At 66.2% G+C, this 19,818-nt stretch carries 15 protein-coding genes; 10 read left to right on the forward strand and 5 right to left on the reverse strand.

Annotation, left to right across the window (positions count from 1 at the left end; translation table 11 throughout):
• The first annotated feature begins 29 nt into the window (after positions 1 to 29).
• From ACUYV6_RS07730 to ypfJ, 6 genes are all read left to right on the forward strand, one after another.
• Entirely contained in the window at positions 30 to 4,313 is a 4,284-nt protein-coding gene (locus ACUYV6_RS07730; protein ID WP_449278082.1) for an efflux RND transporter permease subunit, read from the forward strand.
• A gap of 4 nt (positions 4,314 to 4,317) precedes the next feature.
• Positions 4,318 to 5,826: a DEAD/DEAH box helicase gene (locus tag ACUYV6_RS07735; protein ID WP_449278083.1), complete on the forward strand. Its 1,509-nt coding sequence runs from the start codon at positions 4,318 to 4,320 to the stop codon at positions 5,824 to 5,826.
• 22 nt (positions 5,827 to 5,848) lie between these two features.
• Positions 5,849 to 6,511: a hypothetical protein gene (locus tag ACUYV6_RS07740; RefSeq protein WP_449278084.1), complete on the forward strand. Its 663-nt coding sequence runs from the start codon at positions 5,849 to 5,851 to the stop codon at positions 6,509 to 6,511.
• Positions 6,512 to 6,738: 227 nt separating this feature from the next.
• Entirely contained in the window at positions 6,739 to 8,793 is a 2,055-nt protein-coding gene (locus ACUYV6_RS07745) for an acyl-CoA dehydrogenase family protein (protein ID WP_449278085.1), read from the forward strand.
• Positions 8,794 to 8,886: 93 nt separating this feature from the next.
• Positions 8,887 to 9,870 (forward strand): prolyl aminopeptidase, encoded by a 984-nt coding sequence (gene pip, locus ACUYV6_RS07750; protein WP_449278086.1) that lies wholly within the window; start codon positions 8,887 to 8,889, stop codon positions 9,868 to 9,870.
• Between the two features lie 77 nt (positions 9,871 to 9,947).
• Positions 9,948 to 10,835, forward strand: coding sequence for a KPN_02809 family neutral zinc metallopeptidase (gene ypfJ, locus ACUYV6_RS07755; protein ID WP_449278087.1), 888 nt, complete (start codon positions 9,948 to 9,950; stop codon positions 10,833 to 10,835).
• 27 nt (positions 10,836 to 10,862) lie between these two features.
• Here the strand turns inward: ypfJ and ACUYV6_RS07760 are convergent, their stop codons facing one another.
• The 4 genes from ACUYV6_RS07760 to ACUYV6_RS07775 form a co-directional block, all read right to left on the reverse strand.
• The gene (locus tag ACUYV6_RS07760; RefSeq protein WP_449278088.1) at positions 10,863 to 11,741 is read right to left on the reverse strand and encodes a LysR substrate-binding domain-containing protein; all 879 of its coding nucleotides are present in this window, start codon (positions 11,739 to 11,741) and stop codon (positions 10,863 to 10,865) included.
• Complete coding sequence (locus tag ACUYV6_RS07765; RefSeq protein WP_449278089.1) at positions 11,738 to 12,175, reverse strand: MGMT family protein; 438 nt, start codon at positions 12,173 to 12,175, stop codon at positions 11,738 to 11,740. Before ACUYV6_RS07765 ends, ACUYV6_RS07760 begins: the two co-directional genes overlap by 4 nt.
• A gap of 31 nt (positions 12,176 to 12,206) precedes the next feature.
• On the reverse strand, positions 12,207 to 12,965 hold the full coding sequence (locus ACUYV6_RS07770; RefSeq protein ID WP_449278090.1) for a VIT1/CCC1 transporter family protein: 759 nt from the start codon (positions 12,963 to 12,965) through the stop codon (positions 12,207 to 12,209).
• 76 nt (positions 12,966 to 13,041) lie between these two features.
• A complete protein-coding gene (locus ACUYV6_RS07775) occupies positions 13,042 to 14,928 on the reverse strand; it encodes an ABC-F family ATP-binding cassette domain-containing protein (RefSeq protein WP_449278091.1) in 1,887 nt (628 codons plus the stop codon).
• Between the two features lie 473 nt (positions 14,929 to 15,401).
• Between ACUYV6_RS07775 and ACUYV6_RS07780 the strand changes: the two genes are divergently transcribed.
• The 4 genes from ACUYV6_RS07780 (at position 15,402) to arr (ending at position 18,652) form a co-directional block, all read left to right on the forward strand.
• On the forward strand, positions 15,402 to 15,908 hold the full coding sequence (locus ACUYV6_RS07780) for an SRPBCC domain-containing protein (protein ID WP_449278092.1): 507 nt from the start codon (positions 15,402 to 15,404) through the stop codon (positions 15,906 to 15,908).
• Positions 15,909 to 15,959: 51 nt separating this feature from the next.
• Complete coding sequence (locus tag ACUYV6_RS07785; protein ID WP_449278093.1) at positions 15,960 to 16,526, forward strand: GNAT family N-acetyltransferase; 567 nt, start codon at positions 15,960 to 15,962, stop codon at positions 16,524 to 16,526.
• A gap of 62 nt (positions 16,527 to 16,588) precedes the next feature.
• On the forward strand, positions 16,589 to 18,094 hold the full coding sequence (locus ACUYV6_RS07790) for a protein adenylyltransferase SelO (RefSeq protein WP_449278094.1): 1,506 nt from the start codon (positions 16,589 to 16,591) through the stop codon (positions 18,092 to 18,094).
• Between the two features lie 132 nt (positions 18,095 to 18,226).
• Positions 18,227 to 18,652 carry an NAD(+)--rifampin ADP-ribosyltransferase gene (gene arr / locus ACUYV6_RS07795; protein ID WP_449278095.1) on the forward strand — a complete coding sequence of 142 codons (426 nt, stop codon included), beginning with the start codon at positions 18,227 to 18,229 and terminating at the stop codon, positions 18,650 to 18,652.
• A gap of 57 nt (positions 18,653 to 18,709) precedes the next feature.
• Here arr and ACUYV6_RS07800 read toward each other — a convergent pair whose 3' ends face one another.
• Positions 18,710 to 19,759 carry an LLM class flavin-dependent oxidoreductase gene (locus ACUYV6_RS07800; RefSeq protein ID WP_449278096.1) on the reverse strand — a complete coding sequence of 350 codons (1,050 nt, stop codon included), beginning with the start codon at positions 19,757 to 19,759 and terminating at the stop codon, positions 18,710 to 18,712.
• Between the last annotated feature and the right edge of the window lie 59 nt (positions 19,760 to 19,818).

Raw genomic sequence — 19,818 nt, forward strand, 5'->3', positions numbered from 1 at the left:
GGTGTGCGAGGCGTGGGATAATCGCGATCATGCATCTTCTCACCGAGGCGAGCCTGAAGAATCGTGCTCTGATCGCCCTCGTCACGATCGTCGCGGCACTCTTCGGAGTCATCAGCGTCGGCGCGCTCAAGCAAGAACTCATGCCCTCCGTGCAGTTCCCGGCTATCGCGGTCGTCACGAACTATCCTGGAGCCTCGCCAGAGGTCGTCAACAACGACGTTTCCGAGCCCATCGAAACGGCGCTTCGCGGGGTGCCCGACCTTGAGACGACGACGGCCACGTCGAGCACGGGCCTGTCGATGGTGGTCGCCGAGTTCACCTACGGTGTCGACATCACTGCGACGGAGCAGAAGGTGGACCGTGCCGTCACGAGGCTCGCGGACGCTCTGCCGGAGACCGCCGACAGCTCGGTCATGTCTGGCAGCCTCGATGACTTCCCGGTCATTCAGATCGCCGTGACACCTCCTGATGACACCGATCCTGAAGAGACCGCGAAGCTGGTTGAACGCGTTGCGTTGCCCGACATCTCCGACCTCGACGGAGTGCGGGAAGCAACGCTGTCCGGCGCCCGAGGCGATCGCATCACGATCACGCCCGACACGGCGCTGCTCGAGCAGAACGGACTCAGCTCTCAGACCGTGATCGACACGCTGCAGCAGAGCGGCGTGCTGGTCGCTGCTGGCACGGTTGAAGATGACGATCGCACGCTCGCCGTGCAGGCGGGCACCTCGCTCGAGTCGGTCGAAGACATCGAATCTCTGCCGATCGCCCGCAGCGCTGCCGATATCTCCGCCTGGCAAGCCCAGCAGCAGGCCGAAGCCGAGCAGCAGGCCGAGCAAGCCGCGCAGTCGCCCGGCGGCATGTTCCCCGCTGAGCAGGATCAGGCACCGCCAGCGGCGCAGCCCCCCGTGACGACGGTCGGCGAGATCGCCGAGGTGACCATCGAGTCAAACCCGGAGCAGAGCATCGCCCGAGTGAATGGGGCGCCCGCTCTCACCATCGGTGTCACCAAGATGTCCGCGGCCAACACGGTCGACGTATCCCATGCAGTCCTCGAACTTCTGCCCGAGCTTGAAGACTCGCTCGACGGCGCGACACTCGAAGTGGTCTTCGACCAGGCTCCCTATGTCGAGCAGTCGATCGAGACGCTGAGCACCGAGGGGCTCCTCGGCCTGCTCTTCGCGGTGCTCGTGATCCTCGTCTTCCTGATGTCGATGCGAGCGACCTTGGTCACCGCCATCTCGATTCCCACCTCGGTGCTCTTCACGATCATCGGTCTGAACTTCGCCGATTACTCGCTCAACATGCTCACGCTCGGCGCGCTGACGATCTCCATCGGCCGCGTGGTCGACGACTCGATCGTGGTCATCGAGAACATTAAGCGTCACCTCGTCGAAGGTGCGGAGCGCGGGGCGACAATCGTGCGGGCCGTGCGCGAAGTCGCCGGCGCCATCACCGCATCCACCGTGGCCACCATGGCAGTATTCCTGCCGGTCGCGTTCGTCGACGGTATGGTCGGAGAGCTCTTCAGGCCGTTCTCGTTCACGGCCTCGCTCGCGCTCGCCGCATCGTTGTTGGTCTCGCTGACGATCGTGCCAGTGCTGGCCTACTGGTTCCTGAAACCCGACAGCTACTCGCGTCGCCCGGCCTTCCTCAAGCGCAAGGGTGTCGAGCACATCGATGAGCACGATCCGGAACGGGTCACCGCACTGCAGCGCGGCTATCGACCGATCATCGAGTGGACTCTGCGAAAGCCCGTCACCACGTTGCTCGCGACCCTTGTGGTCTTCGGTGCGACCGTCGGTCTCGGGTTCACGCCGCTGCTGAAGACCAACTTCATGGGCGACGACGAGCAGAACTCGGTAGGGCTCACGCAGACGCTCGAACCGGGCACGAGTCTCGACGAGCAGCTCGCGCAGGCTGAGCGCGTTGAAGAAGCGCTCGACGGCCTGTCGGACATCGAGACCGTGCAGGTCACGATCGGAGGTGACCCGAGCGGTATGGGTGCGCTGCTGGGTTCGAGCGGCGATGGCACCGTCAGCTACTCCATCACGACCGACCCCGATGCGACGCAGAGCGAGGTGCAGGATCGCATCCGTGAGGCCGTCGACGGGCTGGACGAAGCCGGCGACTTCTCGCTCGGCGCCTCCGATGGCGGGGTGACCATGTCGAGCGCGATCAACGTGAATGTATCCGCCCCCGATCAGGAGACGCTCGAGACCGCTGCGCAGGCAGTCACCGACGCGTTGCGAGAGCAGGACGGGCTCGTGCAGGTGGAGAACGACCTCGCCGCATCTCGCCCGTACCTGAGCATCAAGATCGACCGCACCAAGGCGGCAGACGCCGGCCTGAGCGAGGCGGCGGTCGCCTCACTGGTCTCGCAGCGGATGCAGCCCACTCAGGTGGGTCAGATCACCATGGGTGCGGACAGCGTCGACATCTATCTCGCTGAGGGCGTCGCGCCCGATGACCGGGACGGTGTCGCTGCGCTCTCCATTCCGACAGCCACCGGCTCCCAGCGGCTCGACTCGATGGCGACGATCGACGTCGCCGACGGACCCGTCAATATCCGCACCGAGGATGCGGTGCGGATGGTCACCGTCTCCGCCCTGCCCGAGGGCGACGACCTCGGAACGGCGGGCAACGCGGTGAATCTGGCCCTCGATGCCGTCGACTTGCCTGCGGGCGCAACGGCCAGCATCGGCGGCGTCATGTCGCAGCAGGCGGAAGCCTTCGAGCAGCTCGCGATCGCACTGCTGGCGGCGATTCTCATCGTCTACGTCGTCATGGTCGCGACCTTCAGGAGCCTGCTGCAGCCGCTGCTGCTGCTCGTCTCGGTGCCCTTGGCGGCCACCGGTGCGATCCTCTTGCTCGTCGCAACCGGCATTCCGCTCGGCGTGGCCTCGCTGATCGGCGTACTCATGCTCATCGGTATCGTCGTGACGAACGCGATCGTGCTCATCGACCTCGTGAACCAACTGAGAGATCGCGGCGTCGCGCTGAAGGAAGCCGTCGAGCGCGGATCCCTGCTCCGTCTGCGTCCGATCATCATGACGGCGCTCGCGACGATCTTGGCACTGACCCCCATGGGGCTGGGGATCACAGGCAAGGGCGGGTTCATTTCGCAACCGCTCGCAGTGGTGGTCATCGGTGGTCTGCTGTCGTCGACAGTGCTCACCCTGGTCGTGCTGCCGACGTTCTACTACGCAGTCGAACGGCGTCGTGAGCGGCGTCGTGAGTCCCGAGCTTCTCGGCCGCGCCGTGGAGGCCCGAAGCGCGGATCGGGGGCGACGGGAGCGGTCGCGGTGGCTGGAGCCGCAGGTGCTGTTGGTGCTGTTGGTGCCGCAGGTGCTGCTGGAGCAGTAGGTACTGCAGAAGGCGCGGCCCACGCCGAGGCCGAGACCGAGACTGCAACACCAACGTCAATATCAACGCCAATGCCGGCCTCGACATCAACACCGGGGCCGCGGCGTGGATTGCGAGAAAGCGATTCGGCGGGAGTTCATGCGGCACCAGACGCAGAGCCCGCAGAAGACGATCGGGCCGAGGCTGAGGATCGCGAACCGGAGATTTCCGAGGCGCAAGCACGGACTGACGACGTTGAACCGGTCGAGGGTGCCGAGCCGGCCGAGGACGTTGAGTCTGTCGACAGCACTGAGCCGGTCGACGTCGAGGAGCCGGTCGAGCACGTCGAGCCGGTGACGGGTGAGCTCGGCGTCGTGCTCGGGGAACTCGGCATCGAGGCCTTCCAGCCGGCGAAGAACGCCCCTGACTCAGAAGAAGCCGATGAAGCCGGCACTGTCGTCAGGGTCGACGCCGCTGCTGAACTCGACGACAAGGTTGAGACCGATACTGGCAAGGCAGATGCGGATGAGGCAGTTACTGACGAGGCCGATGCCGATGAGGCCGATAGCGCTGACGAGGCTCGTGGCGCTGACGAGGTTCATGGTGCTGACGAAGTTCATGGTGCTGACGAAGCGCACAGTACTGCCGAGGAAGGCGCCGTAACGGCCGGCGACGACAGCGACACCGTGCGCATGCCCACGATCCCCGCGTTCACTCGTGCAGAGCCCGAGGACGACAAGGCGGATCGGGCACCTGAGGCGATCACAGGTGAGCTCGCCTGGGACCAGTTGATCGGGCAGGCGTTGGCTGATCCTGATGGAACTGACGAAGAGGAAGCAACGCCTATGCCGAGTGCCGCGAAGGAAGCCAGAGACGACCGCCTCTGGCAGGCATTGAACGAAGATTCGGCTGACGAGGATTCGAGCGGCGGAAGCTCTGCCGACGAAGAACCGGAAGGCGAGAAGTAGGCCGATGGCGAAGCGCTCGCGACGCGGATATCGGGCTCCCGCGAACTACGAACCGAATCGCAAACGCGGCGCGGAGTACAAGCGGCGGTTCCACGGCGAGCCTCGCGAAGGTCGCCAGGAGAAACCCAGCGGTGACCAGCCGCCCCCGAACCAGGAGCGCATCGACCGCGGGGCTCGCGAGCGGCAGCAATCCCCGGATCCTCGCCCAGCGCGGGCTCCGGAGATTGCGCCCGAACGACTCGAGGCGAAGCGGACCACGGCGGCAGACGTTGCGGGGATGAGCTTCGCCGACCTCGGGCTCGGCGGGAACATCATCCGTACGCTCGGCGAGCTCGGCGCGGAAGCACCGTTTCCGGTGCAGGCCGCGACGATCCCCGATGCCCTTGAGGGGCGTGATGTGCTCGGTCGTGCTCGCACCGGCAGCGGCAAGACGATCGCGTTCGGCGCGGCGCTCGTTGAGCGCCTGCTGCAGCTCAAGGCACAGGGGGCATTCGCCAGCGATCCTGCTCGAGAGAAGCGACCGCGGCGTGGAGAGCGCGGGGCTCGTGTGCCCCGGAAGGTGCGCAATCCCAAAGCACTGATTCTCGCACCGACCCGCGAACTCGCCCTGCAGATCGATGCGACCGTCCAGCCGATCGCCAGATCAGTAGGTCTCTACACGGCGCAACTCGTCGGTGGGGTGCCGATTGATCCGCAGCTGCATGCGCTCGAGCGCGGCATCGACATCGTGATCGGCACGCCGGGGCGGATGCAGGATCTCGTGAACCGACGCAAGCTCGACCTCCGTGAAGTGGTCGTCTCCGTGGTCGACGAGGCCGATCACATGTGCGATCTCGGCTTTCTCGAGCCGGTGCAGCGCCTGCTGCGGCAGACCGTGCGCGGCGGGCAACGACTCCTGTTCTCGGCGACCCTCGACCAGGCAGTTTCGGAGCTCGTCGGAGAGTTTCTGCGCAATCCGGCGGTGCACGAGATCGCGGAAGACACGTCATCTTCCGCCACCACCGAGCACCGTGTGTACATCGTGCTGCGCGAGCATAAGCTGCAGGTTCTTGAGGAACTGGTGCGCAGCGCCGGCCGTGCTCCGTCGCAAGGTCGGAAATCGAGCCTGGCCCGGACCATGGTGTTCTGCCGTACTCGCGCGTACGCGACGAGCCTTGCTGAGGCGCTCGTGGATGCGGGGATCGCGGCGGTGCCGCTGCACGGTGACCTCAGTCAATCGAAGCGAGAGCGCAACCTCGCACGGTTCGCCTCGGGCAAGGCCGGCGTGCTCGTCGCGACTGACGTGGCGGCGCGTGGAATCCACGTCGACGACGTCGACCTGGTGCTCCAAGCGGATCCGCCGGACGATCACAAGACCTACCTGCACCGCGCAGGGCGCACGGGTCGTGCGGGCAAGGCCGGTCTCGTCATCACCGTCATTCCGCGCACCCGTCAGAAGCGCACACGCGAGCTGTTCGAACTCGCGCAGATCGAACCGAGCTGCTTCGAGGATTATCTGCCGCAGGTAAACTGACCGCACCACAAGAGGAGGCGATGTGCCGGAACAGCCGGAGCCCACCGTGAACGACCAGGCGCACCCCTCGGGTTCGCCCGCTGAGGGGCTGACTGCCCCTGGCCCCCGCTATGCGCCTCCACCCGGCGGGTATCCGCCGCCGCAGTACTCGCCGCATCCTTCTTACGCGCAGTACCCGCCGCAGACGCCGCCAGGGTATCCGCCGCACCCACATACGGTTTCGGCCCAGCCTCTCCCGCCGGGGTACCCGCCCTACGGCGTCCCGTACGGCTATGCCTTCCCGAGTGGGCGCAGGTTCTGGGCGATGGGGTTCCTCTCGTACATCCCCTATGTCGGGATGTTCGTGGCGCTGATTGTGATCCTCGTCATGCGTTCCGGGGCGAAAGGGGCTCCGCATCCGGTGATCCGTGAGAATGCTCGCTGGGCCGCGAACTGGATCCTCACCGCATTCGCGGGCCTGACGCTCGGCTTCGCGCTGATGATCGGATCGGCGATCGCGGGCGCCGTGACCGAAGACATGGGCGGCGACGGGGATGTCTGGTTGCCGAGCGCCATGGTCGGGATCCTGATCTTCTGCGCCGTTGCCATCGCTCATCTCATCGTCATCATCATGGGTACCGTCGTTGCTGATCGCAGGGTGTTCCATCCCGGCATCGCGATTCCCTTCTTCCGGGCGCCGCGCTAAGTTCGGTCTCCCGCTGACCGGCTCGCAGCAAAGAGAGGTGCCTGCGTGTATATACAGCACATGAGCCCCATCATTGGAGAGGATGCACAATCGCTCCCGGGGGTGCAGCGGAGCCTTGCTGTGGGAGTCGTCGATCTGCTGGCGACCATTCCTGACCGCTCGTAACCTGGCACCATCGCAGGGGCTGGGCGAACGGTCCCTGTCAGGCCTTCGTCAAAGGAGCACCGGTGGTAGATCAGGCGTTGACCCCAGAAACCCGCATCGACGGCATCGACACTGCCGCTGTCGGCGATGCACTGCTCGGTCGCTGGAAGGCAGAGCGACTCGAATCACGCCGCCTCTGCCGCGATCCGCGATTGCACACCATTCCGGGCCTGCCGCTCGACGAGAATCGTGCCCGCACACTCGAACAGCTCGGCATTCTCGTCGAGGAAGGCGCGATTCAGCGCGCGTTCCCCTCAGATCTGGGAGGCGGCGACAACCACGGGGGCAATATCGCCGCGTTCCAGGAACTCGTGCTCGCCGACCCTTCGATGCAGATCAAGAGCGGCGTGCAGTGGGGCCTGTTCGGCGCTGCGATCCTGCACCTCGGAACGCGCCGACACCATGAGCAGTGGCTGCCCGATGTCATCTCGCTCAAGCTTCCCGGAGCGTTCGCGATGACTGAGATCGGGCACGGATCCGACGTCGCCTCGGTCGGTACTACCGCGACCTACGATGCGGACGCCGAGGAGTTCGTGATCCACACCCCCTTCCGTGGAGCATGGAAGGAGTTCCTCGGCAATGCGGCCCTGCACGGCCAGGCCGCGGTCGTGTTCGCCCAGCTCATCACACGGGGTGTGAACCACGGCGTGCACGCCTTCTTCGTACCGATTCGCACGCGTGACGGTGAGCTGCTGCCCGGTGTGGGCGCCGAAGACGACGGAGTGAAGGGCGGCCTCAACGGCATCGACAACGGCCGTTTGCACTTCGATCACGTCAGAATTCCGCGAGAGAACCTCCTGAACCGCTACGGTGACGTCGCCGTCGACGGCGAGTACTCGTCATCCATCGAGAGCCCGGGGCGTCGCTTCTTCACGATGATCGGCACGCTCGTACAGGGGCGCGTCTCGCTCGACGGGGCGTCGGTGCGAGCCATGCAGGCGGCTCTCGCGGTCGCCGTGCGCTACGGTAACGAGCGGCGGCAGTTCCCCGGTGCCGATGGGCGGGAGACCGTGCTGCTCGACTACGGGCGCCATCAGCGCAGACTGATTCCTCGGATCGCTCAGACGTATGCCATGGCGTTTGCCGGGGAGCAGCTGCTCACCACGTTCGACGAGGTGTTCTCGGGCGAACGTGACACTGATGAGAACCGCCAAGACCTCGAGACGCTCGCCGCGGCGCTCAAGCCGCTCTCGACGTGGGCCGCTCTCGACACCCTGCAAGAGGCGCGCGAAGCCTGTGGAGGTGCGGGGTTCATGTCGAAGAATCGTCTCACGGGCCTGCGCGCCGACCTCGATATCTACGTGACGTTCGAGGGCGACAACAACGTGCTGTTGCAGCTCGTCGGCAAGCGTTTGTTGACCGACTACTCTGATCGGTTCAAGAACGCCGACGCGGCGACGCTCGCGAAGGCCGCTGCGGGCCAGTTCGGAGAACGGGTGACACGGTTCGGGCTGCGGCAGATCGGGCAAGGGATCGCTGACCTCGGCCAGGTCTCCCGGTCGATCGAGAGCGTTCGCGCTCCCGAGGCGCAGCGTCAGCTGTTGGCCGACCGCGTCGAGACGATGGTCTCCGAGATCGCGCTCGCGTTGCGCGACGCGACCAAGAACGTCTCGCGAGAGGATCGGGCTGCCGCAGCCGAGCGAGCCTTCAACGCCCACCAGAACACACTCATCGAGGCCGCCCGTGCTCACGGGGAGCTGCTGCAGTGGGAGGCCTTCACCGCGGCGCTCGAGCGTTTCGAAGGGGACACGCTCACCGTGATGACCTGGCTGCGTGATCTCTTCGGTCTCGGCCTGATCGAGCGGGGAGCGGCTTGGTACCTGATCCACGGTCGACTCTCGGGCCAGCGCGTCGAAGCGATTACCGCGTACAACGACCGGCTCATCGGCCGGTTGCGGGCCCACGCCGTCGACCTGGTCGACGCGTTCGGGCTGGATGACGACCTGCTGCGAGCAGAGATCGCCACGGGCATCGAAGCCGAGCGGCAAGCCGAAGCGCAGGAATACGTGGAGGCGCAGCAGCGCGCCGGCACATGGCCCGTGCACGAGAAGGAGTTGCGGGCCCGCGCAAAGGAGTGAGCAGACCGGAGCAGGATCGCGCTGTGCGTGCGGTCAACACGCTCCTGAAGCATTGAGCAGCGCGCTGCTCACTCGGCGTCCTACGATTGAGGCATGACCGAGTTGCGCACCCTGTACCCAGAGAACGCCCCCTACGAGACCGGGCTGTTGCCAGTCGGCGACGGGCACGAGGTCTACTGGGAGACCTGCGGCAACCCGAACGGCAAGCCCGTCGTGTTCCTGCACGGAGGGCCGGGAGGCGGCTGCTCGACCGATCACCGCCGATTCTTCGACCCCGAGAAGTACCGCATCGTGCTGTTCGACCAGCGGGGCTGCGGGCGCTCGATCCCGCATGCGAGCGATCCGGATGCTGATCTGTCGACGAACACGACCTGGCACCTCGTCGCCGATATCGAGGTGTTGCGAGAGCATCTCGGTATCGAGCAGTGGCAGGTATTCGGAGGGTCTTGGGGTTCCACCCTCGCGCTCGCGTACGCCCAGACCCATCCCGAGCGTGTGACGGAGCTCGTGCTGCGCGGCATCTTCACCCTGCGCCGAAGCGAGGTCGAGGCGTTCTACCAGGCGGGGCCCGCACAGCAGCTCTTCCCCGACTTCTGGGAGCAGTACCTGTCGGTCATCCCCGAAGACGAGCGTGATGACCTGGTCGGGGCCTATCACCGGCGCCTCTTCGATGCGGATCCGACGGTCCATGTGCCCGCGGGAGTCGCTTGGACGGTGTGGGAGAACTCGACGATTCGTCTGGTCCCAGACGAGGCGGCAATCGCGCAGGCACGCGCCGACGAGAAGTCGGCCGTTGCTTTTGCTCGCATCGAGAATCACTACTTCTCTAACGGCGGCTGGATGGAAGACGGTCAGCTGATTCGAGATGCGGCCGAAAAGCTTGCCGGGATCCCTGGGGTGATCGTGCAAGGTCGGTACGACGTGTGCACTCCGCCGCGCACCGCATGGGATCTGCATCTGGCCTGGCCGGAAGCCGACTTCGAGATGATCGCCGATGCGGGGCACGCAGCGAATGAGCCCGGTATCGTCGACGCCCTGGTGCGCGCCACTGACCGCTTCGCAGGTACGGCCGGCTGATTCAGGCGGGGAGGTGCCCTCTACACTGGGATCGATCGCCATCGATCGCCATCGAGCGCTGACCGGAGGAGTCGGGCATGACCTTCAACGACAACGTCCGCGTAGACACCAGCAAGGTGCAGCGGCGCACTGGGGGACGTGGGCGCGGTGGCCTGATCGCGGGCGGTGGCAGCATCGGCGTGATCGTCGTGCTGTTCTTCGCGTCGCAACTGCTCGGTGTCGATCTCACCCCGCTCGCGGGTTCGCTCTCCGGTGGCGCGGGAGGATCGCAGGAACAGGTTGCGTCGCTCGACGAATGCCAGACCGGAGCCGACGCGAATGACGACGCGGTGTGTCGTATGGCGGCCGCCAGCGACTCGCTCGACCGCTACTGGGAAGGGCAGCTCGACGGCTATCGGGCACCGGCGCCGGTCGTGCTCTTCGACGACTCGACCCAGTCGCAGTGCGGGACGGCCTCGGCGGCGACGGGACCCTTCTACTGCCCGCCTGAGGAGCGCATCTACGTCGACGTCGCCTTCTTCGACACGCTGCGCAGCGACTACGGCGCCTCGGACGGCGCTCTCGCCGAGATGTACGTGCTCGCGCACGAGTGGGGCCACCACATCTCGAACCTCATCGGCACGCTGCAGAATACCGGCCGGGAATCAGGCGCATCGTCCGGCTCGGTGCGTCTCGAGTTGCAGGCCGACTGCTTCGCCGGGGCCTGGGTGCAGAACGCGTCGACGGTGACGGACGATCAGGGCGTGTCGTTCCTGAAGCCGGTGACGCAAGCGCAGATCGACGATGCGTTGAGTGCTGCCGCGGCGGTGGGCGACGACCACATCATGGAGTCTGCGGGTGTCGAAGTGAACCCCGAACGCTTCACTCACGGTACGTCCGAGCAGCGGCAGCGCTGGTTCATGAGCGGCTACAAGAGCGGCCCGTCGGCCTGCGGTACCTTCGACGTCCCGGCGTCCGAGCTGTAAAGCGGGGGGCTGGGCGTCGCCCTGAAGTTACCGTCGCTTGCGACGTTTCTCCTGCCGCTTCTCGGTTTTCTTCCGCTCCGCCTTCTCGCGGGCGGCCTGAAGTTGGGCGCCGCGCGAGTTCGGCTTGAGCTTGGGTTTCGCCGCTTGTTTCGGGCGGTGCTTGGCAGCGGCCGATTCGCTGCGAGGCGACTTCGATGCGGATCGCTCGTCGGTGTCTCCACCGCCGTTCGTTCGCGAGCTGCGGGCAGTCCGCCCCCGCAGCACCCCCGCGAGCTGCTGCACGTCGGCGGCGTCGCGTTCGGTGGCCCACGTGGCCCACACGGTGCTGCCAGGCAGCTGATCACCCATCAGCGTCACGATCGCGTGCTCGCGCTTCGAGATGAGGTGACGGGCGAGGGGAAGTGGCATGAGAATCGTTCCGAGCCCCGCAGCGACCAGCTGGAGCGCGGCCGCGAGGTTCTTGGGCCGGTAGGAGGGATCGCTCCACGGGACTGCCGCCGGCCACGCGGATGCGTGATCCGGGTGCTCCAAGATCGTCACGAGATCAAGATCCGCGCGATCGAGTGCGGGGTCGTTGCGTCCCGAGGTCTCGACGAGCTCGTGATCTTTGGGAACCACCAACGCGATCGCTTCCGTGTAGAGGCGCAGCGCTCGACGCGTCGGTGACCCGGATGCCGTGAGCGTTGTCGCTTCGCCAGCACCCTCGGGTACCTGGCCGGGGGCGCATCGCTCGAGCATCATGTCGATCGGCGTCTCGAGACTCTCGTCTCGCCGACCGAATGCCGTATCGACGGGCACCAGTTCGAGAGGACGCTCGGGAACGGCGGCACGCCAGCGCCGCTGCCACTTGCTCGGAGCGATGCCGCGGGCGAAACCGAGACGCAGCGGGTCGGGAGCGGTGCTCATGGAGTCGCCTTCTGATAGATCTCGTGGTCGTAGGGCAGCCGTGCCTTCGAGAGGGCGAGGCGGTAGTCGTCGGGGTCGAGAGCGGTGTCGTCATGCGAAGCAGCACTGGTGCGACCAGCGCCGAGGGGTCCGGGATCCGCCCGCCCGCTCCGTATGCGCCCGGGCTGCTCTCGCGCACCGGCCGGTCGCAGCGGCGTCGCCTCCGCAAGATAGTGCGGCAGCGCGAGTCTCGAGTGCCCCTGCGGGGGCTTTCCGCTTGCGGGCACGACTCGCCACCAGGAGACGGCATGCCCGAAGAGCGCCATCACCCGCCCCACACCTCGCGGCGAGTTCGAGCCGACCGCGAACGCCACGTCGCCGTAAGTCATCACGCGCCCCGGAGGAATGCGCTCGACCGTGGCGAGCACGGCTTCCACGAATTCGGGGCTGGGCATGCGTCCAGCGTATACGGGTGGGGCGTCGCGATCAGCCGAGCTCGGAGACGTTGAAGAGCATTCCGATGCCGTAGGTGACGGCGACGGCGATGCCGCCGAAGAGCAACTGACGCAGACTGCCCACGATCCAGTTCCGTTTGGTGAAGCGCGCGGCGAGGCCACCGGCGAGGGCCAGACCGGCTCCGCCGAAGGCGAGGGCCAGCGGCAGAGTGCCGATGCCAAAGAGGTACGGCAACACCGGAATCACTGCGCCGACGCTGAACGAGAGCATCGACGAGATCGCGGCGACCCAGGGGGAGGGCCGATCCTCCGGGCTCAAATTGAGCTCATGCGCGAGGTGCACGCGCAGGGCGCGGTCGTCATCTGCGTGGATCTGGCCTGCGGCACGCTGTGCGGTCTCAGGATCCATGCCGAGGCCTTCGAAGAGCACGCCGAGCTCCGCTTGTTCCCCACGAGGGTTGCGCCGGTGCGCGGACCGTTCCGTGCGCACCTCGGCATCGAGCTGCTCGTTCTGAGTGCGCACCGACGTGTACTCGCCGAGGGCCATCGAGATGCCGCCCGCAAGTAGACCTGAAATGCCGGTCACGATGACAATGCCCGCTGGGGCGCCCGCTGCTGCGATACCCGCGATCAAGCCGATGTTCGAGACGAGTCCATCCATTGCGCCGAACACGGATGCGCGCAGCCAGCCCGACGACACATTCGCGTGACGATGGTCGTACGAGTGCGGATTGGAGATGTCGCGGGGCTGGTCGCTGCCGCCCCGATCCGGGTTCTCGATTTCGCTCACCGGCTCACGGTAGCAAGGTTCGCGAGAGAGGGAGAACACCGTTCTCGAGGTCGAGTGAGCGGGTTCGAAAGTTCGCCTAGTCGAACTCCTGGAAGGGTTCGAGGTGCAACGTGCGTCCCTCCCACCGAGACCGCAGCCAGCGATCGTGCGTCGCGATGATCAGCGCACCGGCGTAGTGCCGAAGTGCCTCCTCTAACTCTTCGACGAGGGTGAGCGAGAGGTGGTTGGTGGGTTCGTCGAGCAGCAAGATCGGTGGCGGATCAGCGAGCAGTGCTGCAAGAGCAACCCTGCGGCGCTGCCCCACACTGAGTGAGCCGACCGGCCTGCTGAGATCGCGGTGAGCGATGAGACCGAGCGACGCCAGTGGGAGCTGCTCGGCCGTGTCGCTTCCGACCGCTGCCAGGTAGGTCGCCTCGGTACTTCGCTCAGGGTGCGAGAAGGTGACCTCCTGCGGGAGCAGGGCAACCGGGCGGGCTCGATCCACCATCCCAGCGTCGGGCGCGAGCCGCCCGGCCAGCACCGCGAGCAGTGTGGACTTTCCTGCCCCGTTCGGCCCGGCGAGCAGCAGCCGGTCGGCTGGCGCGACCTCAAGGGAGGTCTCCGCCAGGCGACCCCCTACGCGCACTGCGCGGGCGGTGAGCACAGCTTCGTCGCTCGTGCGATTCGTACCGGGTGCGGGCTCCATACCGCCATGAATCCCCGCGAAACGCAACGGCTCAGGAGGCCTGCGCACCCGCTCGCGCTCCAGCTGTTCGAGACGCACCCGAGCATTGCGTGCACGCCGGGCGGTGACCCGGGCATCTTTATCGGCGTAGAACTTCCGAGTGATCTTCGCCTCCGATTTCGATTCGTGCTTCTTGTTCACCTCACGGGATCCGATGTCGATCTCGTGTATCAGCGCGGACCGTTCCTCGGTTTCAGCTTCGTAGCGCTTGCGCCAGCGTTCGAGCTCATCACGGCGCGCGGCTCGAGCGGCCGAGTACCCGACACCCCAGACGCGCACACCGAGACCGGATCCAGTGTCGTCGGTCGATTGCGGTGCGCCGCGAGAGCCGCTCGTGCCGGCAGCCGGTTCGGAGGCAGCTGGTTCAGTAGCGGCCGGTACGGCATCGGCGAGCTCGGTGCCGGCTGATGCGGCGTCGGCGAGTTCAGCGGCCGCGACCGGCAGCGGGTCGAGATCGAGTATGCGCGTGGTGATCGCGTCGAGGAGTGTGCGATCGTGGCTCGCGACGATCACGATGCCGGGCCACTCTCGGAGCACCTGTTCGAGATACGCCGCCGCGGCGTCGTCGAGGTGGTTCGATGGCTCGTCAAGCAGCAGCACCCGCGGGGCCTCCAGCAGCACGGATGCGAGGGCGAGACGGAGCCGCTGCCCACCGGAAAGCTCCCCGATTGGTCGCGTCTCGGCGACGCCTCCGAGACCGAGGCCCGAGACGATATCGCCACGACGAGATTCCGCCGACCACGCACCGCTGCGTTCGGCGACCTCAAGTGCTGTTTCGTAGTCCCGCAATGCGCCAGGAGCTTCGGGGCGGTCGGCGAGTGCATTCGCCGCGAGTTCGATGTCTGCGAGCGCCGAGAGCGCACCCCGCTGGGCGTCATCGAGTACTCGGCCGAGCAGTGTTCCGTCGGCATAGGGGAGTTCTTGGGCGAGCAAGCCGACTGTGCCGGTGACGTGAATCTCACCCGCGTCGGGTGAGATTCTCCCGGACAGGATGCTCAAGAGCGTCGACTTGCCCGTGCCGTTCTCGCCGATGAGACCGATGCGATCCCCATCGCGCGCAGTGAACGAGATGTCGCTCAGCACTCGTCGGTCGCCGAAGCTCGCCGAGATGCCGGTGACGGTGAGATGGTCGCCACTCGTGGAAGCGCTCGGGCCGTCGACAGTGCTGTGTGCGGCGGCGCGACTGGCCGCGCGGAGCGAGGGGGAGGGAGAAAGCTGGGTTGAGTGATGTGCGCGCATGGTGCACCGGGACCTTTCGGAACGGAGGGGGTCGTTCCGCCGGGCACCCGTTGATCGTCCGCAAGGCCTGAGTGGACTTCCAAGGTGCCGAGATCTCGCACGAAGCAGATCTTGCGCGAAGCAGATCCTGATCCGATGCAGATCCTCAGTTGAAGCACCGAAGCGTTCGACCGCGCCGCATGCTCGAGAGCTGTTGGAAGTAGGCAACACGACGTTCAACGCCTCGAAGGCGGAACCTGGTCGCGTTACTTCTTCACGCGACCGAGTGTAGGTCATGGTTGGCTCGCCCGTCCAGACCCACGGCTCTAGTTGTGTGCGTGTCGGGTCGTGCAGGAGGATAAGCTCCGTGCAAGCGGAGGCGTCGCGCTTCGCTAGTGGAGGCGCGGTAGCTCGCCCTCTGGCCGCGGTTGCTCGATGACCGTGCACCGGCAGGCGACCTCCCGCAGGGTCGATAACGAGAAGAAGAGGGCAGCATGACGTCTGAGGCAACCGGCAGGCTCGAGAAGACAGCGCTCGGGGCGGATCTCACGCTGGTCCGATCCCTCGCCCTGCCCGTGGATGAGACCTGGGCGTATCTCACCGACCCGGACCTGACTGAGCAGTGGTTCGGACCGTGGGAGGGTGACGGACGCGCCGGCGGTGCTGTGCGCGTACGCATGAGGTTCGAGGATCACGAGCCGGCGATTCGACTCCGCATCGTCGACTGCGAGGCGCTCGAACGTCTCGTGATCGAAGCCGAAGAGGAGGTCGGCGGGTGGAAGCTGGAGCTGCGTGTCGAAGGTGACGGTGACGACTCGCTCCTGTACTTCATCCATCATCTCGAGGGCGGCAGTGTCGCAGAGGTCGGCGAGATCGGCCCTGGGTGGGAGTACTACCTTGATCTGCTCGTGGCCGCGACCGAGGGAACCGAACGCCCGGGATTCGACAGCTACTACCCGGCGATGCGGGATGCCTACCTTGCGCTTCTTTCCGGGGCGTGATGCTCAGCGAAGTGTGGACTTCGTGGAGCACGCCACCGGTACGCTGAGCTGGTGAGCGACACGAGTCTGCCCCTCCGTACTGACCGCCTGACACTACGTCTTCTCCGCGAGCCTGATGCGGAATGGATGCACCGCATCTACTCGAGATCCGACGTGACCGAATACATGGAGTACGAGCCGTGGAGCGAGCACTTCACTCGCGAGAAGCTCGAAGAGTGGCGCTCCCTGGACTCGCTCTCTGCCGAAGTCGGAGGCGTCTGCCTCGCAATCGAGAGCGACGGAACTGCGATCGGTACCGTACTGCTCCGGATCACCGACGCCGATCTCGGGATCGCTGAGATCGGGTGGGCTCTGGACCCGGAACACAGCGGGGCGGGGTTCGCTCAGGAAGCGGTCAACGCGGTTCTCGATTACGGCTTCGACTGCGGGCTGCACCGGATCGTGGCTCGGCTCGAGCCCCAGAACAGGGCTTCGGCCAGCCTCGCCGAGCGAGTCGGTATGACTCGCGAGGGACGCCTCCGCGCGACTTGGCGCAATCAGGAGCAGTGGGCGGACACTGTCGTCTATGCAATGCTCGCCCGTGATCGAGCGGGTGAGGGGCCCGTCAGCCGGCGATGAACCGAGATCTCGCAGATCGCAAGGGGGTCGAAGCCGTGCAGCTGTGAGCGTATCTTCGAAACATGTCAGTATTGCTTCCTGAGCGGCGATTGCACAGCATCTTCGCTCGGACGTTCCCGGAGCTCTCAGTGCCTTGGGAGGCGATCCGTCCCGAGTCTCCCGAGATCCTCGCCCTCAATGAGTCGTTGGCCCGTGAGCTCGGGCTGAACCCCGAGCTGCTTCGCACCGAACCGGGGATCCGGTTGCTGCTCGGCAATGAGATTCCCGAGGCGAGCCGACCGGTCGCTCAGGTGTATGCCGGGCACCAGTTCGGTTCGTACGTGCCGCGGCTCGGCGATGGTCGAGCCTTGCTGCTCGGGGAGCTCGAGGACTCCCATGGGCGGCTGCGCGACCTCCACCTGAAAGGGTCGGGACGCACGCCGTTCGCACGCGCGGATGGGTTCGCCGCAGTCGGACCGATGCTGCGCGAGCACCTCATGGGCGAGGCGATGCACGCGCTCGGGATTCCGACGACGCGTTCGTTAGCTGTCGTGGCGACCGGCAGACGCGTGATGCGTCCGGCGGAACACGAGGTGCTTCCCGGTGCGGTGCTCGCCCGGGTTGCGAGCAGTCATCTGCGAGTCGGAACCTTCCAATACGCGCGATCGACGGGTGATATCGCCCTGCTCAGGCGTTTGGCCGACCACGCCATCGAGCGCCATTACCCGTCGCTCGCCGAGAGCGAGCAGCCGTACCTCGGTCTGCTCGGCGAGGTGATCGAACGACAGGCCGAGCTTGTAGCCAGATGGATGCTCGTCGGCTTCGTGCACGGCGTCATGAACACCGACAATACGACGATCTCGGGCGAAACCATCGACTACGGTCCGTGCGCATTCCTGGACGCCTACGATCCGACGACTGTGTTCAGCTCGATCGACCATCGCGGACGCTACGCGTACGGCAACCAGCCGGCGATCGCGCAGTGGAACCTCACGCGTTTTGCGGAGGCACTCCTGCCGCTGCTCGGTCCCGGAACGGACGCCGAAGTCGAAGAGGTCGCCCTGGGCGCGCTCGCCCATTTCGGCGACATCTATAACGACGCCTGGCGCACAGGAATGCGGAAGAAACTCGGACTCGGAGCGGTGCCCGCCGAACGCTGCGACGACGCGAGGTTCTCGGAGCTCGTCGCCGAGGTGCTGGGCGACCTGCAGGCGAGCCGCGGCGACTACACCCGGTTCTTCCGAGCGCTTGCCGAGGCAGCACGCGGACGCCGGGAACCGCTGCGAGAAGTGCTGGCGGGTTCTCGCAACGCGTCAGACGCGGATGCCTCGCAGTTGGGCGGCTGGGTAGATGAGTGGATCGGGCTGAACCCGGACGCCGATGCGATGGACCGGGTGAACCCGATCTACATTCCCCGGAACCACCTGGTCGACGAAGCACTCGAAGCCGCGACCGGGGGAGACCTGGAACCCTTCGAGCAGATCCTCGAAGTCGCGACCCGCCCGTACGAGGAGCGCCCGGATCTCGAGCGCTTCGCGTGGCCCGCACCGCCCGGGTCGGCGGCGCACATCACCTACTGCGGGACATGAGCATGGTTGCGCGAGTCTTCGCCCGTCTCGGGTTGCGGCGCTGATGCTCTTCCCCGGCGGTGCAGGGGCTCAATGGGGGCAAGGGCCTCGGCGCGCAGAGGTACAGTGGCACGGATCAGCAGGGGGCAGAGAATGACGAATGAGGTACTGGACGCCGGGCCGTTCTTCCACGGCACGATCGCCGAGCTGCGCGCCGGCGATCTCCTCACTGCGGGGCACCGTTCGAACTACCGCCCCGAGGTCGTGATGAACCACATCTACTTCACGGCTCTGCCCGACGGTGCGGGTCTCGCCGCGGAGGTCGCGGCGGAACTCGCGAGTGAGGACGCCGTGCCGCACGTCTACGTCGTCGAGCCGACCGGCGTCTTCGAGAATGACCCGAACGTGACCGACAAGAAGTTCCCCGGAAACCCCACGCGTTCCTACCGCAGTGCGGCCCCGCTCCGGGTTGTCCGCGAGATCGACGATTGGCGTCGGCTGACGCCCGAAGCACTCCAGATGTGGCGAGAGCGCCTGGCGGCGCTGCGTGCAGACCCCCGGGCCGAGATCATCAACTGACCGGGGATCTGTGCGAGCGGCCTTCGCCCGAACTCGGAGCTCCGAGGCTCGGAGTGCTCAGACCGCGTCGCCCTGCACGGGCCCTTCGGTGTTCGGCTTCCACCCCAGCTCCGGCGCGACGTGCTTCGCGAATGCTTCGAGCACGTGCAGGTTGTACTCGACGCCCAGCATGTTCGGGATGGTCAGCATCAGTGTGTCCGCCGCCATCACGGCTTCGTCGGCACGCAGCCGCTCGATCAGGCGATCGGGGGTATCTGCATACGTCTTGCCGAACGTCGACCGGAACCCGTCGATCACCCCCACCTGGTCCTGGCCTTCGCGACCGCGCAACCCGAAGTAGGCCTCGTCTTCGGCGCTGACAATCGGGAAGACACTGCGACTGACTGAGACGCGGGGCGACCCTGTATGCCCCGCCTCTCGGTAGGCGTCGCGGAATCCTTCGATCTGCTGCCGCTGCAGCACGTCGAACGGCTCGCCTGTGGCTTCCGTGAGCAGCGTCGAGCTCATCAGGTTGAGCCCCATTCGGCCGACATCCTCAGCAGAGGACCGCGATCCTGCACCCCACCAGATGCGGTCGCGCAGGCCGGGGGAGTGCGGCTCCACCGAGAGGCGCCCTGGGGGTGTCGTCTGGGGATCGCTGTCGACCACCGTCTCGCCGGCGGCGGCTCGCAGAAAGAGATCGAACTTCTCGCGGGCGAGATCGGCGCCCCGGGGGTCCTGCGATCCGGTGTAGCCGAAGACTTCATACCCGCGAAGCGCCGTCTCGGGTGACCCACGGCTGATGCCGAGCGCGATTCGCCCGTCGGCGATCCAGTCGAGCGCAGCAGCCTCTTCCGCAAGATACAGCGGGTTCTCGTAGCGCATATCGATGACGCCCGTGCCGACCTCGATGCGCTTCGTGCGGGCCGCCATCGCGCTCAGCAGCGGGAACGGCGATGCCGCCTGGCGGGCGAAGTGGTGCACACGAACGTAGGCGCCGTTCACCCCGATCTCGTCGGCTCCCTCTGCGATTTCAATGGTCTGCTTCAGCATGTCGCCCGCGGTACGCACCTGAGACCCGGGGGCCGCGGCGTAGTGACCGAAGGATAGGAATCCGAATGCTCTCATGCCCGAGTGCAACCGGGAATCGGGCGTCAGTATTCCCGTCGGCGCGCGGGAGTGATCCC

The sequence above is a fragment of the Leucobacter sp. GX24907 genome (genome assembly GCF_053567335.1).